Raw genomic sequence first — 23,717 nt, forward strand, 5'->3', positions numbered from 1 at the left:
GGATGCAAGTGTGACGACGTACACCGACGCGCAGGCCGAGGCGATCGCGACCCTCGACGAGCCGCTCCAGATCATCGCGTGCGCGGGCTCGGGCAAGACGCAGGTGATCTCTCAGCGGATCGCCAGCATCCTGGCGCGTCCCGGTGTCGAGCCGCGCAACGTTGTCGCCTTCACGTTCACCGAGAAGGCCGCAGCCGAGCTGAAGGAACGCATCCTCGGCCTGGTCGAAACAGAGCTCGGCGACGTGACCGGACTCGCCGAGATGTACGTCGGCACCATGCACGGCTACGCCCTGGACCTGCTACAACGGCTCGTTCCCGACACCTTCAAGTTCTCGGTGCTGACGGACATCACGAACCAGCTGTTCATCGACCGCTACAGCGCAAAGTCCGGTCTGACGTCGTGTCCGACGTCCTCAGCGCAGGGAGCGCTGAGGCGCTACCGGAACTCGAAGCTCTACATGCAGATACTCAACGTGCTGCGGGAAGACACGATCGACGCAACGCACGTGCCCGAAGGGGTCATTGAGTCCTTCGACAAGTACATGACGCTCATCGATGACCACGCCCTCTTCGACTACACCCAGATGATCAACGTCGCGGTCCAGTACCTCGAAGGCGACCCGTACGAGGACGACGACGTCGTCCGGGTCCAGGAGCACGTCGAACGCGACATCCAGTACGTGGTGGTCGATGAGTATCAGGACGTCAACCCACTGCAGGAGCGCCTGGTGCGTGGCCTGGTGCAGTTTGGTGCCAACCTGTGCGTCGTCGGCGACGACGACCAGACCATCTACCAGTGGCGCGGCAGCCAGGTGGCGAACATCGTGACCTTCGCCGACCGTTACGCAGGGGTCAAGCAGGTCACGCTCGACGACAACTTTCGGTCCAGCCGCGGCGTGGTCGAGGTCGGCCGTTCCGTCGCCGAGCGGATCCCCGGCGGGCAGCGCCTTCCGAAATCGATGGTCGCCGCAGGCCACCAGCAGTGGGGGCGCGGCGACATGCTCGCCCTCGAGTTCGACGATCCCGCCGGAGAGGCCGGCTGGATCGCAGACCGCATCGAAGCAATGAGCGGGCTGGCGTTCGCGGACACTCCCGGCGGCGACCCGCGTGGCCTGTCCTGGTCTGACTTCGCCGTCCTCTTCCGCTCCGTCTCCAACGACTCCGAGCCGCTCGTCAAAGAGCTCCGCGAACGCGGCATTCCCTTCATCGTGAAGGGCCTCAACAAGCTCTTCGACAGCCCCGAGATCCAGGCAGTCGTCGGCATCTTTGAGTTCATCGTCAACACCATCGACGCGGATGCGCTGAAGCTGATGTGGGAGGACGCCCAGCTCCTCCCCGTCGGCTCTGACTGGGCGAAGGCGCTCGCCGTTCTCGAGAGCGGCCGTGACTTCGGGGCAAGCAAGCGCCACGCCGTCTACAACATTCAGCGCCTCTACCTGGACTTCCTCGAAGCTCTCGACATGCGCGAGGATAACTTGCCCGGGGCTCCTGTCCGCAGGGAGCTCGCCTTCTACCAGCTCGGCAAGTTCAGCCAGGTAATCTCTGACTACGAGCAGATCTACTTCACGACAGAGCCGAAGGCCAAGTACACAGGCTTTGCGCAGTGGCTCCGCTTTCAAGCCCCGGGCTACTACGCCGACGCTGACGCCGACGTCGGGTACGCGACCCCGGACGCCGTGACGATCGCGACCGTCCATCAGTCGAAAGGGCTCCAGTGGCCCGCAGTCTTCCTTCCCGCCCTCCGCCAGAATCGGTTCCCGGCTCGCGTCATGGGTGGCGTGAGCATGCGGCACGTCATCCCCGACGCGGCGATCCAGGACCCTGGCCGCTACCGGGGGACGGTCGAAGACGAGACGCGTCTCTTCTACGTGGCTGTGACTCGCTCGCAGAAGTACCTCTTCGCGACGTGGGCTCCCATCCAGTCGAATCAGCAACAGCGCCGGCGCTCCGTGTTCTGGGACCACGTCGCGGCCCAGCAGTGGGTCTCGACCGTCGTCAGTCCACTGCTGAGCGACCGCCTGGCGCCGCAGCCACGGCACGAGACGCCGCAGGTGACCCTCTCGTTCTCGGAGCTGAAGTATCTGTTCGAGTGCTCCTACCAGTTCAAGCTGCGCTTCCTCTACGGCTTCAACGCTCCGATCCACGAGGCACTCGGCTACGGAAAGGGCCTTCACGACGCCTTGGCAGAGATTCACAAGCGGGCACTCGAAGGCGACATCCTCACGAAGGACGTCGCCGAGTCTCTGATCGGCCGGCACCTGCACACGCCGTTCGCCTACCCGACGTTGCGCGAGCAGCTCCGAAGCGCGGGCGTTAAGGCCGTCGAGCGGTACTTCGACACTCACGGCAGGGAGATCGCGCAGACGGAGTTCTCAGAGAAGCAGATCCGCGTCCACGTCGCGCCCGGCATCACTGTCGACGGGCGCATCGACCTCATTCGCCGTCTCGACACCGGTGAGACCGCTATCGTGGACTTCAAGTCAACCGAGCGGGCGCAGGCGGAGGACGTCACTCGCGACCAGCTTCACGTCTACGCCGTCGGCTATAAGGAACTCACGGGCTCTTCCGCCGACGTCATCGAGGTGCTGAACCTCGACGACAAGGGCAAGACGACTCGAGAACCGGTCCACGAGCCCCTTCTGGAGGCCGTCCGCGACAAGATCCACGACGCCGGGGAGGCGCTGCGCCGCAACGACCTACCGCGTCTTCCCGTCTGGGACGATGGCAGATGCGGCTCGTGTGACCTCGTCGGCCTGTGCCGCGAGCGGCTGTCCTGAGGCGTCAAAGTCTGCGGCCAGACTTCCTTGGGACGGCGCTGGGTGCGGGTCCAGCCCGTCACGACTGGACTATTCGGTGCATCGTCAATCGCGCTGGCAGACTCACGAGATCTTCGGCGACTTGCGTAGCCGTGAACGGGGGAGATGTGGCTCGACTGGTGAAGCGGCCCTTGATCTATAGCGTCACCAGGGAGTGGTTGGACGCTGTCGCCCGCGGCGGCTCGTTGTTCCTCCCCGAGGCTTCGGTGTGGACGCCGGAGACGATCGAGGCTCTCTACCAGAGGATCGTCGGTGATCCGCAGACCGATAGCAGCGGCTTTCAGGAGAAGCTGCTGCACCAGGTCCACCAGGAGGGCGAGGCCGCCCAACGGCTCGCCGCGGAGGCGATGTTCGTCTTCCAGATAAAGGATGCAAGCGGGCGTGCTGCCACGAAGCGAGCTCAGATCCAGGCATTACTGGCTGGGCTCGAGCCGTCGGTCCGGATCCCCGAACGGCTCGAAGATGCGCTCAGCTTCGGGATGGCGCGGTACGGGTCGGGTCGCATGCGGAGCCTGTATGACTACCTGTTCGTACTTCGTCTGGCGAAGCGGTGGGCGCAGACGACGGCCGAGGATCGGCAGACCCTTCTCGTCGACCCGGACGCGTTCCGCACGTTGCTGGACGATGTCCACGAGAAGGGCGCAGTGTTCGCACGTGAGGCCACAAAGCACCTCGTCCATCCAGAGGCCTTCGAGCCGATCGCGGCGCTTACCGCCAAGCAGAAGATCCTTCGCGAGGTCGGCCAGGTGAAGGTCCGGACGGACACCGATCTCGACCAGGAGCTGCGCGACCTCCGCCGCCGGATGACCGCCGAAGGCTTTCCTGAAGGCTTCAGCTTCTACGACACCGACATCCGCCCCCTCTGGAACCCTCCGGATATCGAGACGCCTGACGGCGAGGGGCCGGATGGCGAGGAACCGACGCCGACCACACCGCAGCCCAGAGTCGCGTCGAGGCTGCGGCTGAGCGACGTCGTTGAGGCGGCCGAGGACGCGCGGCTCGTCATCCCCGAGCGGGTCTTGGCTGCGGTGGTGGCCGCGCTAAACAGCGGCAAGCACGTCATCCTCACCGGAGCACCCGGCACTGCCAAGACGACTCTTGCGGAGCTCGTCGCACGTACGGCCGAACGTGCCGGTCGCTGTCGCGGCCACGTGCTCGCGACGGCGACAGCCGACTGGTCTACCTATGAGACCGTCGGCGGCTACCGGCCCCGACCGCAGGACGGCGGGCTCGAATTCGCCCCCGGGCTGGTGCTCGACGCCATCCTGCACGAGCGATGGCTCGTCCTCGACGAGATGAACCGAGCGAACACCGACCGAGCCTTGGGGCCCCTGTTCACCGTCCTATCCGGGCAAGCAGTCGCCATCGCCGCCGAGCAGAACGGCCGGCCCGTGCGGATTCGACCCGAGGCCACCGCACCGGACGAGTCCTTCCACGACTACGTCGTCCCCGCGGGATGGCGGATCATCGCCACGACCAACATCCTGGACCGTGCGCTGCTGTTCGACCTCTCCTTTGCCCTAATGCGGCGCTTCGCCTTCATCGAGGTCAACTGCCCAGACCACGATGGCTACCTTGGACTTATCCACGATGCCGTCGCCGACCTCGAGGAGGAGGTCCGCGGCCGCGCAGAGGCTGTCGTCGGGGCGCTCCTGCCGCTCCGCGAGGTTCGCGAGCTCGGCCCAGCCCTGTTCAGGGACGCTGCGCGATTCGTCGCCGGCATGCTGGCGGACCTACCGACGGCATCGCGTGTTGAGTTGGCGCTCGCGGCCTTCCACGCCTACCTGCTTCCTCAGTTCGAAGGCATCGACGAGCGCGAGGCTGGCGAGCTGCGTAGCCGCCTTACTCTGGCCTCGGGAAGCTCGGCGTCCGTCGTAACCGCGTTGCTTCGAAGGTCGCTGGGAGTCTTCGCGGCGGAGAGGACCAGCGGCTTCTCCGACGACGTCGGAGAAGCCGACGCCGAGCATTCCTCGTGAGGCCCGTCCCGTGGGATCGAGCCTCGCTTATCGCCGAGCTGCGCGACCGGGTCTGGCTGCATCTGTCGCCGTCGGCGACCGCGCACGACATAGCCCTCGACGCGGCGGCCCTGCTGGGGCTTCGGTTCGACGAAGCCGCAGCGCTCGGTCAGCTCCACTTCCTGCTCCATCCGGCAATCTCGTCGTTCCTCGACGCCGCCCCGGATCTCCTCCGTCGACCGACAAGCGACATGACGCAGAATGTGGAGATCACCCACGACCGGATCCGCGGTCCCGTCGACTGGCAGGCAACCCGGCGCAGACGGCTGGTCACCCGTGAGCCCCACTTCGTCACTCGGCCTCCTCGCCGCGACGTGGACATCCAGCCCAACCGCGCCGTGGCGCTGCTGTTGAACGAGATTCGGGACCAGGCGCGGTCCCTTGTCGGTGGCTGGGCGGGATCGCACGAGGCTGGTCTGTCCGCACAGATCACGGCCATCGGAACACGCGCGGGGTTCCTCGCCTCGCATCGAACGCTCTCCGAGGTCACCCCTGCGTCCCTCTCGTCAAGGGACGCTGCGGCGCTACGAAGCCCCCGGCTACGTCGACGGTTCTCAGCTGCCCTCGACGCACATGCGGTGCACCAGCGGTTGATCTCCCACGTGGACAGGGCCGCCATCCGTGACTCGGTCGAGCGGTACGGGTTCGCAGCGAGCTCGGACGGCACCCTATTCGAGATCGCGGTGCTGTTCGCCCTGCGGTTGCAACTACAGGTGGCAGGATTCGCGCTGGAGCCGCTGCGCCTGTTCCGTGGACGTCTGCGGTTTGGAGGTCGCCGCGGCGACGAGCAGATCATGGGCTTCTATCAGGAGACACCATCGTCCTGGCGGGACAGCAGCCAGTATCGGGCCGCTCAGCTCGCCCACGGGTTCGCGGCAGTCCACGATCTCCGTCCCGACGTGACCCTCCGTCTCGAACGAGCGGGCGAGCCAACCCGGTGGCTCGCGATTGAGGCAAAGACGACCGAGGGCTCGGTCGGCGTCCCGCGTCTCGCACGTCGTGCGCTGACAGATCTGCTTGCCTACCGCGCGGCCTTCGCCCCTGTCCTCGATGACCAGCCGATGTGGGGGCTCGGTGTGGTGTGGGGAGAGGGTCTCGCCGCGGCCGAGCATCCCGTCGGGGTGTGCACTCGAGACTGCATCGGGGAGGCGCTCGATCGGTTCCTCGCCTGATCTGGAGCCTGACCCTTTACCGATTCCCCCGCCGCAGCCTCGCTCTGATCACCCGCATCCACGTCGCCGGCGTCGGCGTCCCCACCGGCCACACAAGTCGTTTTTCAGCTGACAACGTTCATTCAAGCGTCAGTTGAGCACACAGCGAGGCCTATTCATCCTTCGAGTACCGCTTCGAGGTTTGTTACAATCGTTCGCCATTCCTCGACCACAACGTCGGTTAGGTCTAGCGCGTTCAACCGTCCGTGCAGGACGTCGGAAGTACGGCCATAGACGTGGTCTCCTAGCCTGGCGAGCCGGTGCACCTCCGCTTGCTCGACTGGGTCGACGAGACCGACCAGGAACAGCAGCAGTACTCGAACACCTGACGCTCGCGGCCGCTGCTGCGGGTTGCACACGCGCACATACGCCTCGACCGCGGTGCGTTCGAGCCGGATCCGCAGATCGAGGACCTCCAGTCGGCGGCTGATTGCGTCGGCGCTCACGGCAGCCCGAGCAGCGTTTGACAGGCGCTCCGTGCGTCGCTGATCTCCGCCGTGGTCGGTTCGGGACTTTTTGCTCTGCCGTGTGCGGCCTGGTTCCAACCATCGAGATGGGGCGCGATGATTGATTGGCTGGCGAGTACCCGTGGATGCCCTGGGTGCAGCGTGAGAGCAGCGGAGATCCTTTTCTTCGTCGTCGCCGTCTCATCGAGAAAAGCGAGGTCAGACTGCGGGTCGCGGGGCACACCGACGGACTCCTGCAAGACGAAATGGCGCAGGGCGTCGTCGAACGCCATCCGACATAGGCTGCGAATAAGTACGGTCGGCGGGGTCGTTGTAGGTCCCGGCTTCGGAGCCTTCGCGAGCGCGGCGTCCGCATCCTTCAGGAGAACCTCCCACATCGGTGGGCTCGGGGTCTCCTCGACAACTCCGGTCAGATGGTCTCGGTGCACTTTGCGGGCAGTGTGGTGCGGGGAATGGACGAGGAGGTGCTCACGTAGGCGTTCGTCATGGGTGAGCACTATGACTCGGCGGTCGGCTGCCAGGGCATCAATGAGTTGGGCGAGCCGGTCGACGCGGATCTGGTCGAAGGCGTGAACCGGGTCATCGAGCACGAGGAACCCGAACGGACCACCGTGGGCGACAGCCAATAGGGGAGCGAGTAGCAGGGCGTTGCGCTGGCCAGCGCTGAGCAGAGAGAGTCCTACTGCCTGACCGGTGACATCGACGACTTGGACGTCGGCTTTCGTGCCCTTCACCGAGAGCCCGGTGATGTGTAGGCCGACGTCGTCGAGCAGCGTCCGGACTGAGGAGTCGGTCAGGGCCTGCAGGTTGCGGGTGCGATCGGCTCGAAGGTCGTTCTGCAGGGTGCGGACGCAGTCGCTGGCGGATTTCCAGGACGCAGCAGCGGCCGCGTCGTCGCGAACCTCCCGCCACACGCTTAGGAACGGTTCGACGGCGCTGCGGCGGGCCCGCTGCCACTGCCGCTCTCGGTCGGTGTGCGCGGCGAGCTCGGTGACCGTCGCGTGCCAGCCAGTTGAGGTCAGACGGCTGTGTGCCGCGCGGACGGCGGCGCGTACCTCGGGGGTGGCGCGCCTGCCGTCCTCGTCGAGCTGGTGCCGGAGGTCGGCCCCGGCCGCTAGGACAGGGCGGGCTGCGTCGCGGAGCGCGTCCGTGCACCAGTCGTACGCGACCACCTCCTTGATCGGTACAAGGTCGTTGTCGAGTGCCGCCCGCAGTGCGCCGAGCCGGCGTGCGAACTCGGTCGTCTGTGTTTCGGTGGTCGGGGCGGTGTCGACGGTCGCGGCGAGGTTGGTGGCCCAGTCGGGTCCTTCGCGCCGGCAGACGGGGCAGATGTCGCCGGGGGTGTCGAGGTGCTCTACAGCACGGTGCAGCTCAGCAAGCGGTGCGGCGAGCTTCGCGGTGACCAGGTCGGGTGCAGGGGTGGCCTCGGCCGACTCGAGGTCTCTAAGCGCGGCGAAGGCCTTGGTCGCGGCGGCGTGTAGCCGGTCGTGGTGGTCGCTGGTGATCTCCGGTGCGGCGGCGCCGGTCTCGGTGAGGCCAGCGGCGGTAAGCCACGCGTTGGGGTCGTCGGTGACGTCCGGCCAGTCGATCTGGGTCGGCGCTGGGTCGGCGCGCTCGTGGTCGACCTGATCGGTGCGGTGCCGCGCATCGTCGCGAGCCTTCGTCCACCGGTCCTGGGCCCGCGCTGCCGCGCTCCCGGCGGAGTCGACGCCAGTCTTGAGCTCGTCGAAGCAGCCACCGAAGGCGAGTAGAGGCTCCAAGAACTCTTGCAGGTTCTGTGCGAGCTGTACCTGGCGCTCGACGGCGGCATAGCCGAACACCGGCCGATGCCCGGCCAGCGCGGAACGCCACGACGTCGTGTCCAGGTCTACGTCGGTCGTGGTGCCGTCGGCCGCGGCGTGCCGGGCGGTCCGGCCCGTGACGCTGCCGTCCGGGGCGATCCGGACGCCCAGCGTCAAGGTCTCCTCGCCCGCGAGGAGGGTGACCTCGACATGGGCCTGGGTCGCGTCGCGGCCGCAGTGCTGGCGCTCCCAGAGCGGCGCCTTGCCTCCCTTTCCGTTGCTGGCGGGGGCACGGGGCTCGCCGTGCAGGGCGGTTTCGATCGCGTCGGCGATGCTGGACTTGCCCGATCCGTTGCGGCCGATCAGTACCGTCACGCCCGGGGTGGGGTCCAGGTCGATGGTGAGCGGCGCCCCTACGCCCTGGTAACCGTCGATACTGACGCGCAGCAGCGTCCACGTGCGTCCGCTGACGAGATCGCCCGCGGTCGCCCGGCCGCCGAGGGCGCGAGCGACCTCCAGAAGGCGATCCCAACCGGACCGGCTCGCCTCCGACGTGGCGCGGGAGCGCTTCGCCTCGGCCAGCTCGATCAGATCCTCGAAGGTGAGCAGCCGTAACGGCTCGGGGATCGGCAGCGGCACGGCGGTCACGGCGTGTGCTCCGCGTGCAGGCTGTTCTCAATCAGCAGCGAGAATGGCACTGGGAGGTCGCCCGGGCACACCCTCGATCGGGTGGCGAGCTTGGTGGAGTGGTGGCCGATCTCTGGGGCGAGATCCCAGCCGCGAACGGCGGGGACAGTGTGATCGCCTGCGACTCGCAGCTTGCGCAGCGTCACTTCGGCTGGACGCGTTGCACTGGGAAGCAGCGTGACGGTTTGGCCTGGCACGTCGCCTACGAGCTCCTCGCGACAATGGAAACTGAAGTGGTGCCACTCCGTCCCCCGTCGCTCCCCGCACACACGGAGGAGCTCCCCGATGTCAGGTGCGTCGACTACCGAGCATCCCATCGACATGCGCAGAGCGTAGCGAGTCCGCTCTCTAGAGTTAACAGGCCATCGACCGAACGAGGGTGGTGCTTGTCCTTCTCGCTCACCGGTCACCGCTCACCGCTGACGGCGACAGCCAGCCATGCTGCCGCCGATCTTCGGAGCCGGGCCGGCGGATCGAGGACTTCCTCCGTCTGGCGGCGACCGGCCCACGCCGATGTCGTTTGGAGCTCATCGATCGCAGAGTCCGCCGGGTGAGGGCTGCTCGCTGGGAGGAAGCGTCGTGATCGTGGTGTTGACAAGAGCAGCGTCGAGATAGCGGGCGTAGACCTCGTCCGGCCACGCGTCGGTCGTCACAAGCCGCATCGCCTGAACGACCTCGTCCAGCGTGCGGGCCTCGAAGGTCCGGCTGTCGATGAGGCAGCGCCCGTAGTCCCGGCCCGCGACGGCGCAGCGCGTGTTGCCGACGGGATAGAGCAGCACGAACGTCCCCGCGTCCCAGCCGTCGTTGCTGTTGTCGAGCATCCGGAGCGCGAGCAAGTGGTCCAGCCAGATCTGCTGAAGCGGGAGAGCGGACAGGAGGTGGAAAGTCGACGGGTCGAAGGCGGCAGTGTCTCTCGCGATCTCGACGTAGAGGCCGTCCTTGTTCGACGCCGGCGTGCCGCGGAGGTCCTCGTGATACTTGACCTCGATACCGATGAAGCTGTGGCCGTGGTCGCCGTCGTACTCGATGAACACATCGAAGGCGGACCGGTTGGCGGTGTAAGTCGCGTCGATACGGCCAGGGGACCACTCGAACCGGATGTCGCGTACGGCGCGGATGTCCGGCCAGATCTGGCGGAGCGTCGTAGTCGCGAGCTCCAGGTCGGCGGCCAGCGGGCCGAACATGTTGAAGCACAGCGGTTGGCTCGAGAGCAGGTCGACCCAGAGTCGTGGGCGGAACAGCAGTGCCCCGGTGCGTGGTGCGTCGGTGACCGCCTTGTGTACCTGCTCCCGGGCCATTGCGGATAGGTAGTTCCGCAGTTCCGGGGGTTGAGCGACGGAGGTTTCCAGGCGGGATCCGAGGGGCGAGCCGTTGTGGAGCCCGGCAGGTAGCGATTGCTGTTCGCGCCACAGAGCCTGGTGCAGTCTGGCTCGTTGCTGCCACGGGTTGTCGCCGTGGACGTGAACGTGGTGAGCGTCCAGAACGGATCGCGGGATCATGCTCGTAGTACATCGAAGGGCGCTGCCCGACGGAAGTAGGTTGGCGCGCTCGTCGTGTCGGCTGCTGCCGGGGATAGTGTCTGATTGATTCTGCAATTCGTCAGGGGGCGATGTGGTCCGTCGTATGAGGGACGTCCGGTATCGCGAGGAACAGTGGCGGGATCGGTACGCGCCTCACGTCGCCCCGATCAACGAGTTGGTGGACGAGCTCGGCACGCGCGACGAGGCGGGCCATCCGCCGTACGTGGCGCCGATGTACAAAGGCGTCCGCGCTCGAGCGCTGGCGATCTTGCGCGATCCCGGTCCGAAGGCGGGCGGGGAGAACGGCTCGGGTTTCCTCTCGGTGGAGAACGACGACCAGTCCGCGCAGCGGCAGGACGAATTCTTCCGTGGGGCAGGGATCGATCCGGCCGAAGTCGTGCCGTGGAACGCCTACCCCTGGTATATCAACAGCAAGCCCACGCGCGAGCAGCTCCAGCAGGGCACCGAGCCGCTCCGGCGTCTGATCGCCCTCCTGCCGCATCTTCGTGTGGTGATCCTGGAAGGCATCGATGCCAAGGCGGCGTGGGATCTGTTCGTCGCCCGGCACGGGGCGTGGGTCCGATCCCGAGAGATCGAAGCGGTGTCGACCTACCACCCGAGCCGGCAGGCGTTGCAGCACCCGGATCCGGCCGAGCGGGACCGGCGGGAGGAGCACATCCGGTCGACTCTGCGCCGGGCCGCGCGCGTGATCGATGAGCACGACACCGGGCCAGGTGCCGAGAAGCCGTCGCCCTCTGCCCCCGAGGGGCTGGGGGTCATCGATGTGGACGTCATCGGCCGGCCGGCGGCCGCCTCGACGCCGTCCGAATTGCTGTGGCGTGCGGCGGTGACGGCTGCGATCGGGCGTCGTGAGGTCCCTGATGGTGTGCGCTTTGCGATCGAGGTGGAGTTCCGGCTGCCGTCGTCGCGAGAGCGCAACGACCGATGGGATGTCGACGGCCTCCTCACGCCGACGTTCGAGGCGTTGGGCGGAGCAATCGGGTGGCGGCGGGGACAGGGGCGACCGCAGGCCGACGACGAGCGAATCGACCGGATCGTCGCGTCGAAGCGTCCGGCAACTAGGGACGAGGAGCCGGGAGCGCGGCTGCGCATCGTGCCGCTCGCAAGTCCGTGACACGAGTCGTGACACGAAATCCTGGCTACGACGGGTTCGCGAGACAGCAGGTGGGCGCCAGGGCGAACCATCGTCGCAGGTAGAGGCGACGTAAAGCGTCTCGCATGCGCTTTACACTCGAGCGGTCGCAGGTTCGAACCTGCCGCGCCCACCTCTTGTCTCCAGCGGGTCTGTTGCGTTCATGGTCCTCGGCCCCACTAGTGCGTTCGTTGCCTAGCTAACCGCTCGCGTCGTGGTCGCGTAGCGACGTCCGGAAGAGCACACCGTCGGCACGCGAGCCCCCTGACGAGCTGCCGACCGGCTGTGGTGGAGGCGCTATTCGCTCCATGGGCGGACCCATCAGCACAATTGATGATCATGTTTAACGGACTCGTGGGGACCGTCGACACACCAGCTGATCGGCTCAGTAGGAGCCTGAGAAGCGGCGGAGGTTGGGCACGTGAGCGCAGATGTATCGGAGTCGCACCGAACTGAGGTAGAGGAGGCGGCGGTCGAACGAGCGCATCCGAACCGTCGCGCGGCGACCATGGACTTCGTCCGTCGAGCTGCCTCCCCGATCCCAGATCGAATGAAGTCACGTACCGCTGTCCTGGTTGGCAGTGTCGTGCTGCTCGTCCTCATCGGAGTCACGGCATGGGCGAACGCAGGTGGCTCTGTCGTGATGCGCGGATCGATGACGGTCAACGGGAGCACCATCCCGCAGAAGGGTCCGACCGCAGTAGGCGTCTGTACGACGTGGCGTGGATTTTTCGATGTCCGAGCAGGAACCGCCGTTACCGTTCGTGATTCTTCCGGGGCCATCGTCGCGGTGGGGCAACTCGCGCCGGCGACTGTTGGCGGTTACGGATCGTGCACATTCCCCTTCATGCTCGAGGACGTGCCACTATCTGACTTCTACACGGTCGAGGTCGGGCGGCGGGGCGAGGTCACTGCGACCGCAGCCGACGTGACGTCAGCCGGAGTCCATCTGTCCCTCGGCGGGTACTGACGGCATCGTCACGGGCTTGATCTCGTCGCCAAGAACGGCGAGTCGCACATTGACGGACTGCATCTCACGTCAACTCGGTTCATGACTCAGGTGGATCGGACCGGGCTGTCGACACGGTGCCTCGGTGGGGCGACGCCGCTCGGCGACCGGCCTTCTTCATGGAGACACGCAGCGGGACCTCGATGGGCCGGACTCACGTGATTCCGTCAGTGAGGTTTCAGTGCTGATAGTAGACATCGTCGCTGGTCGAGAGCGATTAGTTCACTCCACGAGGTGACAGGCGGGCACCAAGTGCAAACTCTGTGTCGTGGGCAACTAGGGTCGTTCACGTCGACCGGACGATCAGTCGGCGGCACGACGAGGGGAACGGCGGCCACATGCTCCTTGATCTCTTCCCAGCTATTGGGCCCAGCTGATGGCCCGCCTACACATCCTGGGTGATTGGCACGGGCCCGGCGAGGAGAAGACCGCGCGGCGGCTCGCCGATGAGCTCCCGCAAAGCTGGGACGTAATCGCCGGGAGGCAGATCCCGGACTCGATGAGCACCGTCGATCTTGATTTGGTCGTTGTCGGTGACCACGCGATCTTCGTGTGCGAGGAGAAGGCCTGGGGACGCGAGATCCAGGTCGGCGAGGTTGCCTGGTACGTCGACGGGGACCGGCGCCACAACCCCGCGAACCAGGTCGCCCACGCGTCCCGGGTGCTGGCGGGTCGGCTGAAGACCAAGGTCAGTGGATGGGCTGCCGCCCTCGGAGCGCTTCCGCGGGGCGCGCGTCCGGTGTCCGGGCATGTGGTGCTGTCGCACGACACACTCGTTCTGCGCGGCGCCGACGAGCTCGGTCCGGGGATTGTGCTTCGCCTCGCCGATGCTGCCGCGCAGCTCGTGGAGCGTGACGTCGAGTTCCCGGGCGCGCTCGCCCCGCTCCGCCCGAAGCTCATGAGTTATCTGCTAGGCCTCGGGCAGCGCGCCGAGGACCACCTACCGCGAAAGATCATGCAGTACCGCGTGCTCGGCCGGCCCATGACACAGGGCAACGCGCGGGTCTTCCCGACACAGAACCCGGCGGGGGAGAACGTCGGTCTGTACTGCGTGCCGGTCACGGGTGCTAAGGATCCGGATGCGGCGCGGCGGCTCGCCACCCGTGAGCACGATGCGTTGCAATCGCTCGCTGCTCAGGAACGCACCTGGCGCGTCCAGGGATGGTTTGACTGGGAGGGTTTCCTCGTCACCCCGATCGTCGTGGCGATGGACGGGACCAGCCTGGGCAAGCTCGCGCACGACGCGGACGGGCCTGTCGATGTGGAGGTCGGCCGAGCGGTCGTCCACGACGCGTTCGTCGCGCTCGCCGATGTCCACAGCCACGACATCACCCACCGCGCCCTTCAGTTGCGCAGCATCGAGGTGACACCGCCCCCGCAGAACCGCGTCCGGTTCCGTGATCTCAGCCGGGCCCACCTGCCGTCGACCCAGACGATCGCGCCCGTCCTCGGCGAAGACCATCCGTCTGCGGCGTTCCAACCACCAGGGACGACCCCGGAGTTCTTCCAGCCAGGCGACGACGTCTACGCGCTCGCCCTGTGTCTCGTGCAATGGCTTCACGGGGACGCCGGCGAGGTACCCGATCACAACCTCGCCCGGTCCCGTGCAGCCGGTCATCCGGTCTTCGGTGACGTACTGGAGCGCTGCCTCGACCCGGACATCACCGCGCGCCCGACAGCGTCCGCGGCCGCGGCACTCACCAGCCCCGCACCGCCGGAGCCCGACCCGCAGCCAGTCCCGAAGCCCGGACCGCCGGCCTCGGTCGATGACGAGCGAATGGAGCCGAACGGGCTGCTCGCCGGCCGCTACCGTCTGCTGAACCGTCTTGGTGAAGGGGCCTGGGCGGTCACCTGGCTCGCCTGGGACGAGCGACTGGAGCTGCAGCGCACCCTCAAGCATCTCCATCCGCACCGGTCGCAGTTCGAGCACGTCCGCGCCGAGTACATGAACGCCGACGCGCTGGCCAGCCGCTACTGCGCCCGGGTCTACGACGTCCTGGCGCGGCCCGAGCCCGGTGTCCTGGTGCAGGAGTACGTGCCCGGACAGAGCCTGCATGACGCCGCTCAGAATGGGCGCATTACCGATGAAGAGCAGGTGCGGCGGATCGCCGTCGACGTCCTCCGCGGCTTGGCGGACGCCCACGAGCAGCTGCTCTACCACCGCGACGTCAGCCCGAACAACATCATCGTCCGTGAGGACGGTAGCGCTGCCCTGATCGACTTCGGGCTCTCGATGCGGGTGAGCGACGCCAAGTCCGCGGTCGGCTCACCGCCCTACACCGCACCAGAGGTGATCACCCGTCGGCACTGGAGCCCCGCAGCCGATATCTACAGCGCGGCGGTTTCGGTCCTCCACGCAGTCCTGGGCCGCTACCCGTACGCGGGCCTGGCACTCGACGAGCGACGCATGCTGCTGCCGCCGTCGGACGCCCAGCGCCGCCGTTACGGGGGTGCTCTGCTCGACACGCTGTTCCGGGCGGTCGCATTCGACGAGAACGACCGTCCGCAGACCGCCCGCGCGTTCGCCGATCAGCTTGCGCGGGCGCGCGACACGCCGCCGCCGGATCCGACGCGTCGTTCGTTGGTCAACCCAACCGTCGATGCGCTACGCGGCCTCTACCGGGGCAGCGGCATCGGCAATGCGGGCAACCGTGGCATGGATGACGCGTTCGCCCACGACACCTACGTTCTCACCCGGCTCGACGAGGAACTCCTGCCCGCCGTGATCGGTGGCGAGCTCGATGTCGTCGTGCTCAGCGGCAACCCGGGAGACGGGAAGACGTCCTTCCTGGTCCAGGTCGGTCAGGCCCTCGACGGCCGCGGTGCGGAGACACTTGCCGCTGACGCGGCAGGCTGGCGGAAGAGGCTCGACGGGCGCACCTTCACGGCCGTCTACGACGCCTCCGAGTCGCACGGCGACCTGACCGCGGACGACCTCATGCGCTCAGCGCTCGACCCGGGCGACGGCGACGACCCCACGCGACGAACCGTCCTGCTCGCGGCTAACGACGGCCGGGTTGCGCAGTTCTTCGGCGAGCACGCCGAGCGCTACCCGGAGGTCATCGCAGCGCTGGATCGTCAGCGCTCTAGCGGTCCCGCTCCAGGCGCGCGAGTCGTACTCGTGGACCTCAAGCGCCGCGCCCTTGCTCTGCCGACCGGTGTCGGCCGCACCGGGCTCGGCCTCGGAATCCTCGACTCATTGACTGCACCCGGACGTTGGGAGATGTGCTCGGGCTGTATCGCCCATGATGTGTGCCCCATGCGGCGCAACGCTGAACTTCTTCGCGACGACGCTGCCCGAGATGCCCTCTCGGAGCTCTTGCTGACCAGTCATCTTCGGCGCCGCCGCCGAGCAACCGTGCGCGATGTGCGGTCCGCCTTCGGCTGGGTGATCACCGGAGATTTGTCCTGCGCCACGGTGCACGCCGAGTACGCCCGCGGACAGGATCCCGGCGCCGGACCGGCCCGGCTGGCCCCTGACCTCGCCTTCACCCCGGACACCGGCGACTACCTCGTCGAGGAGTGGTCCGAGCTCGACCCGGCCGGGCTCGCCGCGCCTGGTGTCGGTCGCGCCGCCCGCGCAGACCGGCGGCTGCTGCCGGACTTGTCGGCGGTCGAGCGGGATGTGATGGGATCGCTGAAGCGCTCGCTGTTCTTCGGCGCGTGGTCGGCCCCGCGCGCGGCGCACCGTGAGGTACGCGGCTATCGCTACTTCGATCAGTACCTCGATGCCCTTGGTACGCCGGAACCTGCGCTGGCACGTGTGCTTCTCGGAGTCTCGCGCATCCTGGCGTACCCCGGGTACGACGGCGGGCACCTCGCTCTTCGCGACCGCGCCTACGACGACCCCTCGGTGCGCGCCATCGTCGTGGTCAAGGAACTGCGGGCGGACGAGTTCCGGCTCGAGCCGGCGACCTCGCCGTCGCCCTATGTCGAGTCGTTCACCGACCAGCTCGTCCTGCTCCACCCCGCTTCGAACGCACGACTGCGAGTGACGGTCGACCTAGCCGAACTGCTCCTTCGCGCGGCAGATGGTGAGATCGTCGCCGACACCGCGTCCGCAGCCTTGCGTCAAGAAATCGAGGGCTTCGGGAACCGGCTGCGGCTGCAGCCGGCACGGTCGGTGCGAGTAGTCGACGGCTCCGGCCGCGCCGTTCGCGCCACCGTGATCGACGGCGGGCGCATCGCCCTGGAGGACGGCACGTGACGATTACTCTGCCCAAGCCGCTGCGGACCTACCAGTACCGACCGCTGACGGTCTTCTCTCTGCTCGACACCGATACCGACCGCGTGCTGCCTCAACTGTTCGAGATGTGCGTGAAGGGCGGTCGATCGAGTCGGTCGCGGACTGACGCCGGTGACTTCCTTGGTTATCGAACGACATTGCTGCGTAGCGGGTCAGTCGTCGGATATACGGAACAATGGCAATCCCTTGTGGATGGCTGGCTGCGGACATGTGTCGTTGACATGGGTGCTTTCGGGCGTGAGCGCTCGGGTGAGCAGATGCTCGCGGTCGCGCCACTGACGTTGGCGTCGTACCGGGCAGGACTACCGAAGGACAGATCCCGGCACCGCGGCATCGACGACTTCGCCTATCAAGTTCTCGTCGACGGTATCGCTCGTACTGGGTCGGAGAACCCGGTGGCCGATCTGCGCGAGCTGGTAATCCGGACTGTTGGCCGTGGTTTATCCATCGGACCGCAACCGCGCTGGGAGCCACATCTCGATGATCCCTCCAAGCTAGACATCGGGGCATTACTGGAGTTTCGGTTCCTCGAGGGTTTCGAGATAGCGGATGCTCGCGTTATCGACGGCAGATCGGCGGAGAGCCCATTGCCCGCAGTCGCAGCACAAGTAGGCGCCGACCTCCTCGGCCATCTGCGCGCCTACGGCCCGATCGTCCCCACCCAGTCACTTATGGCGAGTTTTGCCGCGCTGCTCGCGACAGGGGTGTACACGTTCACCCTCCGGGCAAACTCAGTCGGCCGGGAGCTCCTACGTCTCGGCGGTGATGTGGTTCCCGACATGGCAGGCCACGAGCATGGCGTCGCCGCGCCTCCGTCCCAGCTGGAAATCTACTGCGATCTCACTGGCGACCTCGGGTCGATGTCCGACCGGCTCGCTCGGCGCTGCGTCGAGCGGGACCTCGACCGCACCCGTCTCGCGTTCCGCGACCGCATGACGTTTGTCGTCATCGAGCAGGCCCTCAGCCGCATCCCGGCGGAGCGGGTGCGCTTTGACGAGCTCAAGCGACCTGACCAGCTCGCACTGCTCGCCTCGCTGCGTGGTCACCGTCGTGTCGAGTCCTATTGTGAGGGCCGTATCGACGACCTGGTCGCCGATGTTGAGGATGGCGACGCGGTAACCGAGACCGAACTTGAATTTCTACGCGAGATCCAGGGGCGCGACGAACCTGAGCTCGACAAGCTTCTTGACATTATGCAGTTTGTCAACGAGAACAAGGCGCTGAAGAACTCGGTCGCGTGGCTAAGCAGCGTGGGCGGTCTGACCAAGCCATACGGACTACTCGACGGGGTCTCCACCAACCGCCGCTCCTGGCGCTATGCCCCGAGCGACGAACAACTAACCGCTCTACTCATGGCCCTGTTCCTCACCCCGGACGGCACCTCTTACCGACGCACCATGCCACTTCAGGATGTTCTCGCCGGACTACGCAACCGCTACGGTCTGTTGATCGACCGGCCGCCGGCGTTCCTCGACGGTGCCGAGGCACGGGCCGCGGCAACCGCAAACCTCGAGGCGTTCAAGCGCCGGCTGCAGCTGCTCGGATGCTTCGACAGCTTGTCCGACGACTTCTCCGTGCAGACAGTCCGCCACCCCCTCGGAGATACCTGATGACCGCGGTACCCACCGCACCTGCCCCGACCGGGCTGCCCGAGCTGATCGTCGACACCCTCGCCGCGCAGATCGTCGACGCGATCGAGGGCCACGGCTCCGGGCACTGCGTGCGCATCGACAGCATCCGGCAGGCCGATGCCGCGGCGCTGGTTCACACGGTACGGAGCAAACTCTCCGCCCCCGGTGATGCCGACGTCCACGTACTGGCGGGGGAGACCCAGGACGCCGACGGCGATCTCGCGGTGTTCGCCGAGCGCGCCGTCGAGCTGCGCAACCGCAAGGAACGCCCGCTCATCCTGATGGTCCCCATCGGTAGTGGCAGCAGCGCCAGCTCGTTAGACAACAGCTTCGCCCGGATCGATGTCGCATCCCTTCTTAACGAGACCGGAGAGAACCTCGTCGCCGACATCGGCGACGCCGAACTGCAGGACGCGGTCCGCCGCGTCGGCCGCGAGCTCGGCCGCGAACGTCCCGTCGAGGCGTGGGCCCGCTACGTCGCGACAGTCCTCGACGATCCCTGCTGGGAGACCCTCGGCAAAGCGTTGTGGATGGTCGGGCTCATCCCGGACCTCGGCGGCGACGGACTGGTCGAGCGGTTGTCGCGCAACGCTCGATGTGTCAAGGCGATCTCACGGCCGCTCCGGGCCGTCGCGTCCGTTCCCGACCGCCTCAGCGGAGCCGGAATACCCGAGGGGGAGGTCCGCGACCGCATCACGCAGTACCTCACCGCGCCGGCCGTCGACCTCTCCGACGCCGTCGCCTGGGCCAGTGCACTCACAGGCTCGGAGTGGGCAGGCGAGCTCACGTTCGAGCGCTGGCCGCACGGGCAGGCGATGCAGGTTCCTGTCTCGTCATTGCAGGTCACGCCCTTCCTTAAGGAGGACGGGGCGTTGCGTGCGGGGACCCGTCTGCTGCAGGACAGCCCCGGGGAGCTGCCCTATCTCGAGCTGGGGGAGGACAGCCCCGCATCGGTCACCCTCATGTGGAAGACCGTCCCGGCGACGACGATGGCGATCGACCGCTGGCTGCTGGAGGCCATTCCTCCGGAGGACCTGCGCGATGCGGACACCGAGGCGTTCGCGAAGCAGACGGTCAAGGGCGACAAGCGGCGTGGCACGGTCCGGATCGACCTCGCCGAGGAGGATCTCGCAGCTGCCGCTCTGCTGGTGATCAGGCTGACCGCTCTCGACGAGACCGGGCAGCCGGTCGTCCTCACCGGCGGTATCGACGCGGTCGAGGAGAGCCAGCAGTTCGCCGTCCGCTGGGAAGCCGAGGCGGCCACCCCGACCGGCGGGCGTCGCGCCTCGGCTGCGTCCATGGCCCAGGCTCGTCTGGATGCTGCACTGGACGGTCAGGACGACCTCGGTGCGGACGCCCCGGCCTGGGACGGGGGCACGTTCTCGGTACGCCTGGGCGGACGGCGGACCGTACGTCTGTCGCTGAGCCCGGCTCTGACAGAGCTGCAGCGCCGTACGTTCGCCGACCGTGGCGTCACCACTGCCTGGGAGGCGCAGGGCCGACTCGGGGAGAACCTCGACAGCGGCGCGATCGAGCCGATCCGGGAGGACCTGCCGCAAGCGCTGGCCGAGCGCCGCCGCAAGCTGTTCGACCGCCTCGATGCCCAGCATCCGCACGACGTCGTCGAGGCGCTCGAGTGGACGGACGATCTGCGCGCAGAAGTTGACACCTACTGCCAGACCTATAAACGGGCTCTCGATGCTGCGAGCGACCCCACGACGCGGCGCGCTCTCCTGACGATGGACACGTTGATGCTCAGCGTGGCCACCGCCGGACATGCGCCCATCGCATCGGTCGTCGTCCTCCCGCTGCACCCGATGCGCCTGGCCTGGGCGGCCGAGCACACCGCCACTCTCGGCCGCTGGGCTCGGGAGCTCGCCGACCTGGGGAAGTCGAAGGTCAGGCGTAAGCAGGCCGTCGACACCCGCCTGGTCGCCCGGGTCGTCCCGGCCAACCTGCCCTTCGCGGTGTTCGGGGCGGACGGGTCGCCGTTCGTCTATGTCCGCGAGGCCACCCTCGGCACGGGTCTTTACCTGGACCCGGGTGAAGCGGAGCCGGGCGCCGCGATCCAGTCCGTCTTCGACGTCCTGGGTCTCGACCGGCGCGACGTGACTCCCGAGGTTCCGGCGTCGGTCCTCGCCGAACGGGTGGAGGCCTACCGGACGGTGAACCCGGGGCAGAGCGCGATGCGGTTGCTCGCCTACAACCCGGGGTCCGGCGACCTGCTGGCCCGGGCGTTGTCCAGCTCGGTCCTCGAGCCTGGCGGTGACGACGAGCTGGCCGCCGCCCCCGCACGCATCGAAGTCACTGCCTACAGCTCTCGGCTGTCCCTGACCGACCCGCTGCCAGCCCTGACCGACCTGCAGGGGCGGGTTGCGGCACGTCAGGTGCGGGGTACGACGTCATACCTGACCCCGCCGCTCGGGGTCAGCGTGCGCCCGCACCGGCTGCTCGCCTCCGACGACGCCGCTGCCCACCTCGGGGTGGTGTCCGACCTCGCCCACGTGCAGGCCGACGCGGCGGCCGAGGCCACCGACGTCGCGGTGCGCGACCCTGCCGCGTCGTTCCGGAATCTGCTGACCCCCGCGTCCAACCAGCGTGCCGCCGTCGACGGCGCCGTCGTATGGAGGACTGCGCCCGCGCTGCGGGCCCGCACCCGTGACGGTGCCTCTGACGCGGTCGACGCACACCGCTCCTACCAGGCGGCGCTAGCTTCGGAGCTCGGCTACTCGGCTAGCTCGGTCGCTCTCGCTGCTCGGCTCGGACCCGAGCAGCAGGAAACCTTGCGGGCCGCGCACGACCGCGCCGACTGGGTTCTCACCCTGGACCGCAACCTCGGGGTCGACCTGTTCACTGGCCCCGCAGGACGTCCCGACCCGGACAGGCCCTACATCCTCGACTACGCCCCCGACTTCTTAGAGGGCCTCGGCCCACGGTTGACGGTCACCACGACCCACCGCGGGGAGGTGGAAAGGCTGCTCGCGGACGCGATGATCGAGCTCGACCTCGCCACCGTCGACCAGTCCGTCCGTGAGATCCTCAGCCACCTGCAGGTGGTGTCGGGTCGGCTTGCGATGCGCCTGATCGGCCGGTCGAACCTGGCGACCGAGGCCGTCAGCCTCGCCGCGCTCATGGCACACCTACGTCGTCGCGGCGACCTCGATGGCACGGTCGTCATACCGGTCGACGCGCATATGGACGTCTTCGGTGAGTCCGGCGCGGAGGCCGGGGCGCGGCGCTGCGACGTCGTCCTCGTCCGGTCGACCGCCCGAACGCTGCGCTTCGAGTGTGTCGAAGTGAAGTCGCGCAAGGCGGCCGCGCTGCCCACCGCGCTGGTCGACGACATCGTCGAGCAGCTGGATTCGACTGTTTCGATGCTGCAGGACACCTTCTTCCGCACCGACCCGCCACGTATCGACGCCGAACTGCAGCGAGCACGGCTCAGCGGCATCCTCCGCCACCACGCGGACCGCGCACTCGCGATGAGGCTTCTCGACGCCGGCCGGCGGTCGGAAATCGAGCGGCTGTTCGAGAAGGTGGAGGACGGCACTCTGGTTCCGGAGATCGGGCGTCGTGGTTATGTCGTCAGCCTCGCCGGCCCGGAGGGATTCCCGGCGACCCACCGGGGCGTCCGCATTGATGTGCTGACCGCCGCCGATCTGGGCGAGGTCGGGTTCTCGGCACGAGTCAGCAGTGGTGAACCGGAGCTGCCGACCGCCAGACCGCCGGAACTGCCGGCGGCTGCAAGACCCCCAGTGCGGCCGTCGCCGCGTCCACGCACGGAACTCGGTCTTGGCGCGCCGCTGCACGCCCACCGGCCGGACGCGACGCGTCCGGTCGCATCCGCGGCCCCTCCGGGGCCGACCCGTTCTGTTCCGTCCCCCGACGGTCCGGCGCAACTGCCCACGTCACCGCGCCCGCCATCACCGGGGCAACGAACTCCGCCCAGGCCGTCCGACCCCGGACCCACCGGCGTCGAGTCGACGGTTCCTCTCCGTCCGGTCGCGCCGTCGGGTAGGCGTCCCGGGACAGCTGCCAACGGGCCGGACACGGGCGGTCAGGACCCGACGCCGGGCACCCCTGCCTCGACGGCCTTCCCCGCGTCGGCCGAGGTGCACCTCGGGGACGACGCCCATGCCGGACAGGCACGCTGGCGTATCAGCACGGCCGGCAGTCCACATCTGTTCGTGCTCGGTATCCCCGGGCAGGGTAAGTCGGTGACGACCCGCCGCATCCTCAACTCCTTCGCAAGCCAGGGACTGCCCTCGCTCGTGCTCGACTTCCACGGAGACATGGCAGCCGAGCCGCCGGGACATTCCGCGGTGCTGGACGCGACCGAGGGGCTGCCGTTCTCCCCGTTCGAGCTCCGGGGAGACGACCACAGCCGGTACCAGCAGGCGGCCTGGGAGCTGTCCGAGGTGATCGGCTACGTCTGCGGCCTTGGCGAGATCCAGCGCAACGCCGCCTACGAGGGCTTGCGTGAGGTCTACAAGAATCGGGGTTTCGGCTCGGCCGCGGGCCCGGACCGGCTGCCGACGATGGAAGAGTTGTCGGAGGCGGTCGCGGCTGTCGAGAGCGCCGGACGGGGCCGAAACGTCGTCGCCCGGATGCGACCCCTGAGTGACTTCGGCCTCTTCACCGACGGTGCCGAGCAGTCGTTCGCCGCCCTGCTGCAACGTGGGGTCGTGCTCGACGTGCACGGGCTGATGGAGCAGGTGCAGGTCGCCGCAGGCGCGTTCGTGCTCCGCAAGGTGTATCGCGAGATGTTCCAATGGGGACAGTCGAGTCAGCTACGGCTCGCCGTGGTCCTCGACGAAGCACATCGGCTCGCTAAGGACGTCACGCTCCCGAAGATAATGAAGGAGGGGCGCAAGTACGGGGTTGCGGTCGTAGTGGCGAGCCAGGGTGTGGCCGACTTCCACAAGGACGTCCTCGCGAACGCCGGTACGAAGGTGGCGTTCCGCTGCAACTATCCGGAGAGCCGCACGGTCGCGGGCTTCATGCGGGGAAGGGCGGGCCAGGACCTAGCCGTCGCCCTGGAGAACCTGTCCGTGGGGCAGGCCTACGTGTCGACTCCCGACCGGGCCGAGGCGCGGAAGGTGTTCATGGCCCGGGACTAAGTCTGGCGGTAACAAGGTGCGGACCAAGACTTGCTGTATGCGTGCGGCATCAGCTGTGA

General features: G+C 67.6%; 10 protein-coding genes. 7 read left to right on the forward strand and 3 right to left on the reverse strand.

What is annotated here, in order from left to right; genetic code table 11:
* Window positions 1-10: 10 nt before the first annotated feature.
* The 3 genes from EV383_RS08755 (at window position 11) to EV383_RS08765 (ending at window position 6,005) form a co-directional block, all read left to right on the forward strand.
* Window positions 11-2,779 (forward strand): ATP-dependent helicase, encoded by a 2,769-nt coding sequence (locus EV383_RS08755; protein ID WP_130289451.1) that lies wholly within the window; start codon window positions 11-13, stop codon window positions 2,777-2,779.
* Between the two features lie 158 nt (window positions 2,780-2,937).
* Window positions 2,938-4,794 (forward strand): AAA family ATPase, encoded by a 1,857-nt coding sequence (locus EV383_RS08760; protein WP_130289452.1) that lies wholly within the window; start codon window positions 2,938-2,940, stop codon window positions 4,792-4,794.
* Window positions 4,791-6,005: a hypothetical protein gene (locus tag EV383_RS08765; RefSeq protein WP_130289453.1), complete on the forward strand. Its 1,215-nt coding sequence runs from the start codon at window positions 4,791-4,793 to the stop codon at window positions 6,003-6,005. Before EV383_RS08760 ends, EV383_RS08765 begins: the two co-directional genes overlap by 4 nt.
* 155 nt (window positions 6,006-6,160) lie before the next feature.
* On the opposite strand, the gene EV383_RS08770 is transcribed toward EV383_RS08765, so the two are convergent.
* The 3 genes from EV383_RS08770 to EV383_RS08780 form a co-directional block, all read right to left on the reverse strand.
* Window positions 6,161-6,490 carry a hypothetical protein gene (locus EV383_RS08770; protein ID WP_130289454.1) on the reverse strand — a complete coding sequence of 110 codons (330 nt, stop codon included), beginning with the start codon at window positions 6,488-6,490 and terminating at the stop codon, window positions 6,161-6,163.
* Window positions 6,487-8,940, reverse strand: a complete 2,454-nt coding sequence (locus EV383_RS08775; protein WP_130289455.1) for an AAA family ATPase — start codon at window positions 8,938-8,940, stop codon at window positions 6,487-6,489. Before EV383_RS08775 ends, EV383_RS08770 begins: the two co-directional genes overlap by 4 nt.
* Window positions 8,941-9,506: 566 nt before the next feature.
* Window positions 9,507-10,478, reverse strand: a complete 972-nt coding sequence (locus EV383_RS08780) for a PGN_0703 family putative restriction endonuclease (protein WP_341273711.1) — start codon at window positions 10,476-10,478, stop codon at window positions 9,507-9,509.
* A gap of 124 nt (window positions 10,479-10,602) precedes the next feature.
* On the opposite strand from EV383_RS08780, the gene EV383_RS08785 reads away from it, so the two are divergent.
* The 4 genes from EV383_RS08785 (at window position 10,603) to EV383_RS08800 (ending at window position 23,658) form a co-directional block, all read left to right on the forward strand.
* Window positions 10,603-11,634 (forward strand): uracil-DNA glycosylase, encoded by a 1,032-nt coding sequence (locus EV383_RS08785; RefSeq protein WP_130289457.1) that lies wholly within the window; start codon window positions 10,603-10,605, stop codon window positions 11,632-11,634.
* A gap of 1,403 nt (window positions 11,635-13,037) precedes the next feature.
* Window positions 13,038-16,868 carry a protein kinase domain-containing protein gene (locus EV383_RS08790; RefSeq protein ID WP_130289458.1) on the forward strand — a complete coding sequence of 1,277 codons (3,831 nt, stop codon included), beginning with the start codon at window positions 13,038-13,040 and terminating at the stop codon, window positions 16,866-16,868.
* Window positions 16,865-18,517 (forward strand): methylation-associated defense system protein MAD7, encoded by a 1,653-nt coding sequence (gene mads7 / locus EV383_RS08795; RefSeq protein ID WP_130289459.1) that lies wholly within the window; start codon window positions 16,865-16,867, stop codon window positions 18,515-18,517. The genes EV383_RS08790 and mads7 overlap by 4 nt, the downstream gene beginning before the upstream one ends.
* The gene (locus EV383_RS08800; protein WP_130289460.1) at window positions 18,517-23,658 is read left to right on the forward strand and encodes a helicase HerA domain-containing protein; all 5,142 of its coding nucleotides are present in this window, start codon (window positions 18,517-18,519) and stop codon (window positions 23,656-23,658) included. Before mads7 ends, EV383_RS08800 begins: the two co-directional genes overlap by 1 nt.
* The last annotated feature ends 59 nt before the right edge of the window (window positions 23,659-23,717 follow it).

It is taken from the genome of Pseudonocardia sediminis (assembly GCF_004217185.1).
In the GTDB taxonomy this organism is placed as follows: Bacteria; Actinomycetota; Actinomycetes; order Mycobacteriales; family Pseudonocardiaceae; genus Pseudonocardia; species Pseudonocardia sediminis.

What these genes read in the sequence shown, in the direction of transcription:
- EV383_RS08785 (WP_130289457.1), top strand. Translation starts at nt 10,603, where the DNA reads ATGAGGGACGTCCGGTATCGCGAGGAACAGTGGCGGGATCGGTACGCG.
- EV383_RS08800 (WP_130289460.1), top strand. Translation starts at nt 18,517, where the DNA reads ATGACCGCGGTACCCACCGCACCTGCCCCGACCGGGCTGCCCGAGCTG.
- EV383_RS08780 (WP_341273711.1), bottom strand. Translation starts at nt 10,478, where the DNA reads ATGATCCCGCGATCCGTTCTGGACGCTCACCACGTTCACGTCCACGGC.
- EV383_RS08790 (WP_130289458.1), top strand. Translation starts at nt 13,038, where the DNA reads ATGGCCCGCCTACACATCCTGGGTGATTGGCACGGGCCCGGCGAGGAG.